We start from the raw sequence: 10,200 nt of genomic DNA, 5'->3' as shown, positions 1-10,200 counted from the left end.
AGTTTTATCCCGCAAATTTTTAAAATTTCAGGACATTTTCATTTACGGTTGACAGGGGTTTTCTTAATTAATTGGAAATAGGGCTGAAATTCGTCTGGAGCTTGATCTTCTGCTAATAAGTGAACAGCCAATTCTGATTGAGCGCTTTGTTTAGTGGTCCCTTGGAAGTAGTACCTAAAATCTAGATGATAATGAGCCCCTTCGCCTTTTTGTGGGTTAGCGGGGATGGCAAATAGATTAAGGTCTACTAATTCGGACTGAGTAAGGGAGGTGAATTTTAAACCCGTTTCTTCGTATAGCTCACGCAAGGCTGTTGTTTGAGGGGTCTCCCCTATTTCCACGTGTCCTGCGGGTAATAAAGTTTTATGTAAATAAGGATGATGAATAAAAACTAAAGACTGATCTTGAAAAACCAAGGCTGAAGCTGATAAGTGCAATGGACTTTTGCGGTCCAAGAGATTGCTTGCAGGATATTGATCCATTATTTCTTGGAGCCTTAAAAACTTCTTCTGATTAAAGAAGGGTGAGACTTTAATCAATTCTTGCGCATTATTCAAAAGCTCTGCTGCATTAATTTGTTGCAAACAAATCCCTCACTTTTTTTATCAGATGGAAAGATCCCACAACCATAATAGGATCGTCTTGGTCTTCCATCAGTTGTTTTAAGCCTGCACGACTATCCGGATAAGAAATCACTGAGCTTCCTTTTTGTTCAAAAAGTTTTGCTAGCTCTTTGGTATCCATCGCTCGATCTGGAAAATCGGGCTGGGTCACATAAAAATCAGCAGTTAATTTTAATAATTCATCTAGAATAGCCGGTACATCTTTGTCTTTGAGAAAACCACACAAAATGCTCAACTTTTGACCAGCATATAATGATTGGATGCTAGAGATTAATTCTTGAATGGCATCTAAATTATGAGCAGCATCTAGGATAATGTCGGGAGTGCTTTGCACTTTTTCAAAACGTCCTACCATTCTTAAGTCTTTAAAAGCTTTTGTCATGTCAGTCTCTATAGGAGAAGGTTGTTCACTTTCCAACCATACTTGATACCATTTAAAGACGGTCTTTAAATTTTCATTTTGGAAAGTCCCTAATAAGGGCAAGTAGAGTTCAAAACTTTTTTGATTTAGTTCCACTTGAAAATAATGTGGACGCTTGTAAACAATCTTTTGGTCAGAGCTATCATGGAAAGAACTTTTTTGCTCCGAGCTTATTTGTTTAAGACGCTCAACCACTCCGTTCTTTTGGTTCGGCGCCACAATGACTTGTTGATTTGAACGGATAATACCAGCTTTAGTCTCTACGATAGCTTGCAAAGAATCCCCCAGTAAATTTAAATGATCCATACCAATTTTAGTAAAGATGGCATATTCAGAGTGGCTAATTGCATTGGTCGCATCAAGGCCCCCACCTACACCACATTCTAAAACTAGATAATCACAGGCTAAATGGGCATAATAAAGGATCCCAATCAAAAAGGTGGTCTCAAATTGTGACAAATCTTTTTGTGGGTCTAAGCCTAACACAATCGCCGCTCGGTGAACTTCCGCCATGATACAGCTAAAATCTGACTGACTAATCATTTGGTCATTGACTTTAATACTTTCACATTCTGAATATAAATGAGGACTGGTAAATAGTCCTGTGCGATATCCATGAGCAAGTAATAAATGAGAAATCATATTAGCAGTTGACCCCTTACCATTAGTTCCCGCAATATGGATGATTTTAACGGTTTGGTCCGGTTGGCCCAATTGTTTCAACATGGCTTTTAAAACACTTAGACGGTCTCCTTCACCATAAAGAATAGTTGGTAAATCATCGGTCAAACTGTTAATCATAAGGCGTTCACCTTAGGTAAAGACTGCAGAAATTCATTCCGCAACTGAACATCTTCATTAAAGGCGCCTAAATAATAATTGGTACGGGTAATGGAGTTGACTTTTTGGACCCCGCGCATTTCCACACACATATGACGGGCATCAACCACCACAGCTACTCCCTTAGCATGGGTAATCTCCATCAAAACCTCAGCGACTTCACGCGTAATATTTTCTTGCACATTTAACTTTCTTGCAGCATAGTTTACCAATCTTGGTATTTTTGACAGGCCAATAATTTGTCCATCTTGTGGAAGATAGCCTACATGAACATTCCCAAAAAAGGGTAACATATGATGTTCACACATAGAATAAAAAGGGATATTGTTGACTGCCACCATTTGTTGATTAGGACTGGCATCGGTTGGGAACATTTTTCCTTCCGTAAATTCTTCTAAGCGAGTAGAAGCTGTAATTTCCTTTAGCGACTTGGCAACACGTTTAGGTGTTTCAATGAGCCCCTCACGATCTGGGTCTTCTCCGATTTCGATTAAAAGCTCACGAACTAATTCTTCTATACGATTCAAATTAATTTCTTTCATTTTCTACCACTCTTTCTATTCTTTGGTCTTGTGTCTTTTCTAAATGTTCAATGGCTTGATTAATTTGACAATAAGCATAAAAATTGGTGTCAATAATTTCTTTTAAAGGAATTAACACAAACAAACGGTTCATTATTTCGGGATGCGGTAAAGTTAGCTGAGGGTCTTCACTTTCTAGATGGCCAAAATATAAGATATCCATATCTAAAGTTCTAGGTCCCCAAACGATCAATCGCTTTCTTAGTAACTTGGCTTCTATTTCATGAAGGTAGTCCAATAAGTCATAAGGATCTAAGTCTGTTTCAATGGCGAGAGCTTGATTAATGAAGTCATCTTGCACGACTCCTCCTACTGGAGAAGTCTGATAATAGGCCGAGGCTTTTAAGACTTCAATTTGTGGATGAGTCGCTAACAGCTCTTGCCCCTTTCGCAGATTAGCCATCCGATCTCCTAAGTTAGATCCGACACTCAGATAAACAGTTGCCATCCTCTATCCCTCCAATTCAATTTCGGCAGAATCTAAAATACCATCGATGGGTAATTGTAATTTGCGAACATTGACTTTGACCTGACTAATTAGTTGTGGATTGGATTGTTTTATTAAATCTAAAAGGTCAAAAGCAACTGTTTCAATCAAGTCGACCCGTGTTTTTTTTATATATTCAGCAACTAGATCATAAAAATGCGCATAAGAGACTGTTTCATTTAAATCATCTCGCGTGAGACTGGCCTTCATGGTCACCGTCAGATCAACAGCGATATTTTGACCTAATTTCTTCTCTTCAGGAAAATAGCCAATATGCGAATAAAAACGCATGTTATTTAATTTTATCTTAAACATAACTCCTCCTATTTAAGTGGATAAGCAGCAAAATTTGTATCCTCTAAGCCATCAGATAAGCGCAAGTGGTTACCAATTAACGAAGCAATCCGGTGAGAGCTTCCCACATGAACCCTAAGCATTTCGATACCCATAAAAGCAGCGATAGCGGATAAGGCAGCAGAGCCTTCGTCTCTTTGTTTGAATCCTTCTTCGGTTTCAACATCTACATTAAAGCCAGCTTCTTGCAGGGTGTTTTGAATAAAGCGTTTACGAGAAACCCCTAAGAAGCAGGTAAAGCCTTTTTGGTGAATCCGATTGGCTTGATGGATTAATTGGTAGTTCTCACGTTTAGTTAAACCAAAGCCGATACCTGGGTCAAGTGCGATGCGGTCTTTTTTGATACCCGCTTCAGCCGCATACTTTAAAGACTTATCAAAATACTTATCCATCAATTCAACAGCGTCCATTTTGGCAAAAGCGTCCAATTCTGCTTTGCTAAAGACGCCTTCTGCTCCAAACTGCGGAAAGACCTTGGCGGAAGGATGGTCTGGACGGACAATTACTGGATTAGCCATCACAATGACACCAGCTTGAGTTGGTGCAATCACTGAGGCCATGCGCGGGTCACCTAAAAGTCCAGTAATATCGTTGATAATATCGGCTCCGGCTGCAAGCGCTGCTTGAGCAACCTCAGCTTTCCAAGTATCAACTGAGATTATTACATCAGATTGCGCTCTTAGGGCCTTGATAACTGGGACGACACGTTGGATTTCTTCTTCTACGGCCACATAAGTCGACCCCGGACGGGTAGATTCTCCTCCGATATCAATCATTTGACAACCTTGCTTAATCAATTCCATCGCTCGCTTACAGGCCACTTCTAGACCAAACCATTTTCCTCCATCTGAAAAAGAATCTGGGGTCACATTGACGATTCCACAGAGAATGGTCGGGTCGCCATGCTTAATCTCACGATGGTTAAAGCGAAAGACTGGCTGTTTTTTTGGATTTGCTTGCATGTTTTACTCTCCCCACTTAGATAGTTTGACTCAAAAAGAGCACTCTTCAAAAGAGTGCCCTCCACAAGATGAAAACAGCGGAGGCGATTATCTATCGCGTGAGAATCACTTCGTCTTCTAGCGACATCCCATCTAGAAGCACTTTACGTAAATAACCTACTCTGTTTTTGAATTCCCTTATATTGTAAGAGAATACATTAAAAATTACAATGTTAGATTTTTATTACTTATTTTATCTTGAAATGCGCTTTCAACTCCATCATTAAATCACGCGTCTCGGCTGCTTTTTCAAAATTCATTTCTTTAGCATAAGCTTTCATCAACATGGTTAAACGCTCCAGCTCTTCCTCTCTTTGCATCCGAGATAGTTGTTTGAAATCTAGTAAGACATTTTCTTGACGATCTTCTGCTTCCACATCGTGAGTGATACGAATTAAGTCGCGAATATCTTTTTTGATAGTCGTCGGTGTGATGCCATGCTCTTTATTATAAGCTGTTTGAATTTGGCGTCGTCTTTCTGTCTCATCAATCGCTTTTTGCATAGAATTAGTGATGCGGTCTGCATACATAATTACGCGACCGTTTTGGTTTCGAGCGGCTCGACCAATTGTTTGTACCAAGGCACGTTCTGACCTTAAAAAGCCTTCCTTGTCCGCATCTAAAATCGTCACCAGTGATACCTCAGGGACATCTAGTCCCTCTCTTAATAAGTTAATCCCGATTAAGACGTCAAAAACACCTAATCTGAGATCACGGATGATTTCCGTTCGCTCCAAAGTCACAATATCTGAATGCAGATATTTGACCTTAATATCCAATTCCCTTAGATAATCGGTTAAGTCTTCAGACATTTTTTTGGTTAAAGTCGTTACAAAGACACGTTCATTTCTTTCCACTCTTAAACTAATTTCGGAAACTAAATCATCAATTTGTCCCTTAATCGGTCGAACCTCTATAACAGGATCCAAAAGACCTGTTGGACGAATAATTTGTTCGACATATTCATGGTTGGTATGTTCTAATTCATAAGGGCCTGGTGTGGCTGAGATATAAATAATCTGATTAATATGGTCTTCAAACTCATTGAGTTTAAGTGGACGATTATCCACAGCTGAAGGTAGACGAAAGCCGTATTCAACCAACTGCTCCTTACGCGCCCGGTCACCATTATACATCCCACGAATCTGCGGCATGGTAATGTGGGATTCGTCAGCAACGATTAGAAAATCATCAGGAAAGAAATCTAATAGCGTATAAGGTGGCTCTCCTGGTGCACGCCCATCCAGATGGCGCGAATAGTTTTCAATGCCTGAACAATAGCCCATTTCCAATAACATTTCAATATCATAGTTAGTTCTTTGCTCTAGTCGCTGAGCTTCTAATAGTTTATTCTCAGAGCGTAAGACTTCTAATCTTTCCTCTAATTCTTGACGAATACTTTCAACTGCTCTTTGCGTTTGTTTTTGATTAGCTACGAAGTGGGTAGCCGGATAAATGGGATAGTGTTCGACATCCTTTTTGATTTCACCTGTTAAAACATCTACTTCACGGATACGGTCGATTTCATCACCGAAAAACTCAATCCGAATGACTTCTTTATCTCTTGAAGCTAAAAAGATTTCTAGGACATCGCCACGGGCTCTAAAGGTTCCACGTTGAAAATCAATATCATTGCGAACAAATTGCATGTCGACTAAACGAGCCATCACTTGGTCACGGGCAATTTCTTGACCTTGACGTAAAGAAAGTACATGCTCACGATACATGTCCGGATCAACCAAACCATAAATACACGATACTGAGGCGACTACTATCACATCGTCTCTTTCTAATAAAGAAGAAGAAGCCGAATGACGCAACTTATCAATTTCGTCATTGACACTGGATTCCTTTTCGATATAGGTATCAGAAGATGGCACATAGGCTTCTGGCTGATAATAATCATAGTAGGAGACAAAATATTCGACCGCATTATCAGGGAAAAATTCTAATAATTCGGAATATAATTGACCCGCTAGTGTTTTATTATGAGCTAGGACCAATGTTGGTTTATTGACTTCTTCAATTACCTTAGCCACCGTATATGTTTTACCCGTACCAGTAGCCCCAAGTAAAATCTGCTCTTTTTTCCCTGCTCTTAAACCAGCCGCTAACTCTTTAATTGCCTGGGGTTGGTCACCAGCTGGTTCATAAGGTGATACCACCCTAAATTTATTACTCTTCAAAAACTCGCCTCCATTTATGCTTTTGCTCTTAATAAATTACACAACTTTTGCTTGTCTCACAAGTTCAATGCTTATTAAATAATCTGACTTATTTTTATTGCAAGTTGACATTGTCTTCTGTATAATATTTCTTGTTGACTAAGTTTTCAGACTTAGACTAGATTTATTGAAAAGAGGTGACCATTCATGGCCAATACAGCATCAGCAAAAAAACGTACACGTCAAACTGAAAAAGTTTCTAGCCGTAAACGCACTCAAGTTTCTGCTTTAAGAACTGCAATGAAAAAAGTTCGCGTAGCAGTTGAAACGGGCGAAGGTGATGTTCAAGCATTATACCAAGCCGCAGTTAAAGCTATTGACTCTGCCGCAACTAAAGGCTTAATTCATCACAACAAAGCAGCACGTGATAAATCTCGTTTAGCTAAATTAATTGCATCTGCTAAATAATAATTGAGCTTCCATTGGGAGCTTTTTTGTTTTACTGATTAATCAGACCAAGCATCCTCGTTAATCCTTGCTTGATTAGGGGCCTAACAACAAGCCGATAAATCTTGTTACAGACCCTAATCGAAAGGTTTTAAGAAGGATGCTTTTTATGTTGAACTTCATTTTATAGATACTGATTAAGTAGTTCTTGTCGACTGTGCTTGCTTAAATAAGACACTGGAACATCTAATTGTGTTAAGGCTCCTGATTTTCCTTCACTAGCTAAACGGTAAACCGCTCTGGCATAGGCCAGCAGTAAATGGGCTTGATTAAATCGAGGGTGATTAAAACTTAAGCTCAAATCATAAGTAGTAAGCTCTTGATTGTCTGAAAGGGTCCGAATCAGCCGACCCGCTTTGGCTTCCTTTGAAAGCTTGGTCATCTGATCACTCGAAACAAAATTTATATTCCTTTCAACTTGAGAAAGATAATTAGGTAAGGCCTGTACTTGATCATGAATCCTGTCAGGATTCACTCCCTCTTCCAAAACTAGGTAAGCCACTCTTTCTTGATAGTCAGAAAAACGCAAATCAGCACCTTCCCCTTTTAAAATGGCTTGTATACTTTGAGGAGAGGCTTTGATATATACACTTGCTTGGGCTACTCCTTCTATGCCAGCAAGTGTTTCACTCATTTTTTGACTCCATTCATTTTCGATAAAACGATAATTAGTTGCTTGAGGCATCACAGCTTCTGCCAATAATTGATTGATTGTATAAATACCAGGATTCCACCCTACACCTATCACGGCTAATTTATGGTGAACCTGACTGATAGAATCGATCGATTTTAATAAAAGAGCTGGCTTAGCATAAAAATTATATGTATCCACTAAATTAAAATGAGCCGCATATTCCGTTAGATTATCAGGATTATCCTCAGTAGTACCCCTACAGACTAGCAAGACATCAATAGACTCTTTAAAGTTAAGTGCTTGTTCCATGGGATGAATAGGCAAAGACTGCAAGGCTTGTGGGAAGTCCTGCTTACTTTGCCGGCTAAAGATATGTTGGATAATTAAGTCTTGGTGTTGATCCATAACTTCCATAATAGCTTGACCCACTTGATCGAAACCTGCGATGGCTAAGCGAATTTTTTGCATAGGAACCTCCTTTAATTAAAGTTGCATGATTTTGGTCAGGATCAGATAGAAAGACGTATCCTTATTGCCTAAACCGGTTTTCATTTGGTAATCAGCTTGAATGAGTTGTAAATAAAGCTGACTAAGTTCTCCTATTTGCATGGGTCGACTGGCTTGAAGGGCTAATTTCACTCGATAAGGATGGACAGAGAGTGTTTGAGCTATTTCATCTTGCTTTATTCCTTGCATTTGTAAGAGTTTAACTTGTAAAAATAAGCGAAACTGCGAAACGATTAAGGCATGTAGTTGAATGGGATCGTGCTTCATTAATATTAAGTCTTGATAAATTTGAATCGAGCGATCAAGCTTGCGGGCTAGTATAGCATTGGTCAATTCAAAGACATCTGAAGCTAGGCTGCGTGTGACTAAAGAATTTACCACTTCCAGGGTAACCTTTTGACCACTTTGAGCAAATTGTTTCAACTTCTCCAATTCAGCCACTGCTTGACTCAATTGATAATCTACACGTTGTAACAAAGCCTTTTGGGCTTCTGTAGTCATCTCAAAATCAGCACTTTGAATATAACTTTGAATAAAGGACTGAACAGCCGCTTCTCCTAGAGGAGAAATATTAATATAAGTCGTCTCTTTCAGGAACGCCTTAGTTAATTTTCGCCTTTTATCCACTTGATCATGAGGGACGATAAAAAGAATACAAGTAGCGGGGTTAGGATCCTTCAAATAATCCAACAAGCGCTTTGTTTGACCATCAGTCATTTTTTGTTGAGCTTGGCTGTTTAGAAAATCTACTTGGTCCACTATAATGAGGCGTTGGTCGACAAAAAACGAATAACTTTCTGCTTCATCTAAAACAGTGTCAATGGATACTTCATTAGCATCAAAGCTAGAAAGGTCTAGTTCGCCGGCCAAATTTTCAATTTTTTGAGCCAGAGCTTGTCGAAAATTTTGTTGAAGATAGACTTCACTGCCTTGAAGACAGTAAACATTATCAATCTTACCCTGAACTAAAGCCTGTTTTGCCTTTTGAAAGTCCATAATGCCCCTCCTCATCCTCTCTCATTAGTGTACCAAATATTTTATGCTTTGTATGCTATAAAGCCTTTTAACTTGCAGGCACTTTCTTGTATAATAGGAATATCATTATAGTCGCAGAAAGGAATTTATTATGCAACCAATCATCGCAATTACTGGTAGTATTACACCCATTCAAAACGACCCTCGATATGCAGCCTTCGATGCTACTTACACCCCTCACTTTTTTGTAGAAGCTATTATTGAAGCGGGAGGGATTCCACTCGTTCTACCCATCAATAACCAATATCCAATTGAAGCCATTATTGACCGTATAGACGGTCTGATCCTAACTGGTGGACAAGATGTGGATCCACGTTTTTATCAAGAAGAACCTCATTTAAAATTAGGATCTTTAAATATCGACCGTGACCACCATGAATTAAAATTAATTAAACATTTTATGCAAGCTGGCAAGCCAATCCTTGGTATCTGTCGTGGTATGCAATTAATTAATGTTCTTCAAGGTGGGAACCTCTATCAAGACCTCAGCTTGTATCCAGAATGGGCTATTCAACACGTGCAAAAATCAGAATTAAACCGTATGACCCACCGGGTTAAAATTGATCCCAATTCACGTTTAAGTAATTGGATGGGAACTGGTGATTACGTCAACAGTCTTCACCATCAAGCCATTAAAGAGCTGGGTAAAGACTTAAAAGCCATTGCCTGGTCAGGTGACCATCTGGTTGAAGCCATTGAATCCACTGATCCAAATGTAGATATTTTAGCTGTCCAATGGCACCCTGAACTCACTTACAAGCATCAAGAAAGCAGTCGAGCTATCTTTAAAGATTTGGTAGAACGGGCTAAAAATAAGCAGTAATTTTTAATTAATCAAACAAAAACGAATCCTGCATAGGATTCGTTTCAGACTGTAGACAAAGTCCTCTAAATCACCAACCTATGGTGATTTAGAGGGCTTTTTGATATATAATAAAAAGAAAACGGGTGATTTCTATGATGTCCACTAATGCAGAAAGTAAAACGTTCGAAGCACGTCATCAGATGGCTTTTCATGCGCTCGAAGACCTTGTTCCAGAAGAAC

Annotated in this window: 9 protein-coding genes, 1 pseudogene and 1 riboswitch; of the genes and pseudogenes, 2 read left to right on the top strand and 8 right to left on the bottom strand. The window is 39.2% G+C overall.

What is annotated here, in order from left to right:
- Positions 1 to 38: 38 nt before the first annotated feature.
- From ACQV2O_RS08160 to uvrB, 6 genes and pseudogenes are all read right to left on the bottom strand, one after another.
- Entirely contained in the window at positions 39 to 584 is a 546-nt protein-coding gene (locus ACQV2O_RS08160) for an NUDIX hydrolase (protein ID WP_428875517.1), read from the bottom strand.
- On the bottom strand, positions 571 to 1,845 hold the full coding sequence (locus tag ACQV2O_RS08155) for a bifunctional folylpolyglutamate synthase/dihydrofolate synthase (RefSeq protein ID WP_428874124.1): 1,275 nt from the start codon (positions 1,843 to 1,845) through the stop codon (positions 571 to 573). The genes ACQV2O_RS08160 and ACQV2O_RS08155 overlap by 14 nt, the downstream gene beginning before the upstream one ends.
- A pseudogene (gene folE / locus ACQV2O_RS08150) lies at positions 1,842 to 2,913 on the bottom strand (GTP cyclohydrolase I FolE). Before folE ends, ACQV2O_RS08155 begins: the two are co-directional and overlap by 4 nt.
- Positions 2,914 to 2,916: 3 nt before the next feature.
- The gene (folB, locus tag ACQV2O_RS08145) at positions 2,917 to 3,267 is read right to left on the bottom strand and encodes a dihydroneopterin aldolase (RefSeq protein WP_428874125.1); all 351 of its coding nucleotides are present in this window, start codon (positions 3,265 to 3,267) and stop codon (positions 2,917 to 2,919) included.
- A gap of 8 nt (positions 3,268 to 3,275) precedes the next feature.
- Complete coding sequence (folP, locus tag ACQV2O_RS08140) at positions 3,276 to 4,268, bottom strand: dihydropteroate synthase (protein WP_428874126.1); 993 nt, start codon at positions 4,266 to 4,268, stop codon at positions 3,276 to 3,278.
- 73 nt (positions 4,269 to 4,341) lie between these two features.
- Positions 4,342 to 4,434, bottom strand: a riboswitch (THF riboswitch).
- A 61-nt stretch (positions 4,435 to 4,495) separates the two neighbouring features.
- Positions 4,496 to 6,493, bottom strand: a complete 1,998-nt coding sequence (uvrB, locus tag ACQV2O_RS08135; RefSeq protein ID WP_428874127.1) for an excinuclease ABC subunit UvrB — start codon at positions 6,491 to 6,493, stop codon at positions 4,496 to 4,498.
- Between the two features lie 186 nt (positions 6,494 to 6,679).
- On the opposite strand from uvrB, the gene rpsT reads away from it, so the two are divergent.
- The gene (gene rpsT, locus ACQV2O_RS08130; protein WP_428874128.1) at positions 6,680 to 6,940 is read left to right on the top strand and encodes a 30S ribosomal protein S20; all 261 of its coding nucleotides are present in this window, start codon (positions 6,680 to 6,682) and stop codon (positions 6,938 to 6,940) included.
- A gap of 163 nt (positions 6,941 to 7,103) precedes the next feature.
- On the opposite strand, the gene ACQV2O_RS08125 is transcribed toward rpsT, so the two are convergent.
- Positions 7,104 to 8,081 (bottom strand): diaminopimelate dehydrogenase, encoded by a 978-nt coding sequence (locus ACQV2O_RS08125; protein WP_428874129.1) that lies wholly within the window; start codon positions 8,079 to 8,081, stop codon positions 7,104 to 7,106.
- A 15-nt stretch (positions 8,082 to 8,096) separates the two neighbouring features.
- A complete protein-coding gene (gene holA, locus ACQV2O_RS08120) occupies positions 8,097 to 9,116 on the bottom strand; it encodes a DNA polymerase III subunit delta (RefSeq protein ID WP_428874130.1) in 1,020 nt (339 codons plus the stop codon).
- Between the two features lie 130 nt (positions 9,117 to 9,246).
- Here holA and ACQV2O_RS08115 point away from each other — a divergent pair, with 130 nt between their 5' ends.
- Entirely contained in the window at positions 9,247 to 9,978 is a 732-nt protein-coding gene (locus ACQV2O_RS08115) for a gamma-glutamyl-gamma-aminobutyrate hydrolase family protein (protein WP_428874132.1), read from the top strand.
- Positions 9,979 to 10,200: the final 222 nt, after the last annotated feature.

This window comes from Facklamia sp. P13055, assembly GCF_050409445.1.
In the GTDB taxonomy this organism is placed as follows: Bacteria; Bacillota; Bacilli; order Lactobacillales; family Aerococcaceae; genus Facklamia.
This window is presented reverse-complemented; position numbering and strand designations above follow the sequence as displayed.

Excerpts from the sequence above, each read along its gene's own strand:
- ACQV2O_RS08155 (WP_428874124.1), bottom strand. The coding sequence starts at position 1,845 with ATGATTAACAGTTTGACCGATGATTTACCAACTATTCTTTATGGTGAA.
- folB (WP_428874125.1), bottom strand. The coding sequence starts at position 3,267 with ATGTTTAAGATAAAATTAAATAACATGCGTTTTTATTCGCATATTGGC.
- folP (WP_428874126.1), bottom strand. The coding sequence starts at position 4,268 with ATGCAAGCAAATCCAAAAAAACAGCCAGTCTTTCGCTTTAACCATCGT.
- rpsT (WP_428874128.1), top strand. The coding sequence starts at position 6,680 with ATGGCCAATACAGCATCAGCAAAAAAACGTACACGTCAAACTGAAAAA.
- ACQV2O_RS08125 (WP_428874129.1), bottom strand. The coding sequence starts at position 8,081 with ATGCAAAAAATTCGCTTAGCCATCGCAGGTTTCGATCAAGTGGGTCAA.
- holA (WP_428874130.1), bottom strand. The coding sequence starts at position 9,116 with ATGGACTTTCAAAAGGCAAAACAGGCTTTAGTTCAGGGTAAGATTGAT.
- ACQV2O_RS08115 (WP_428874132.1), top strand. The coding sequence starts at position 9,247 with ATGCAACCAATCATCGCAATTACTGGTAGTATTACACCCATTCAAAAC.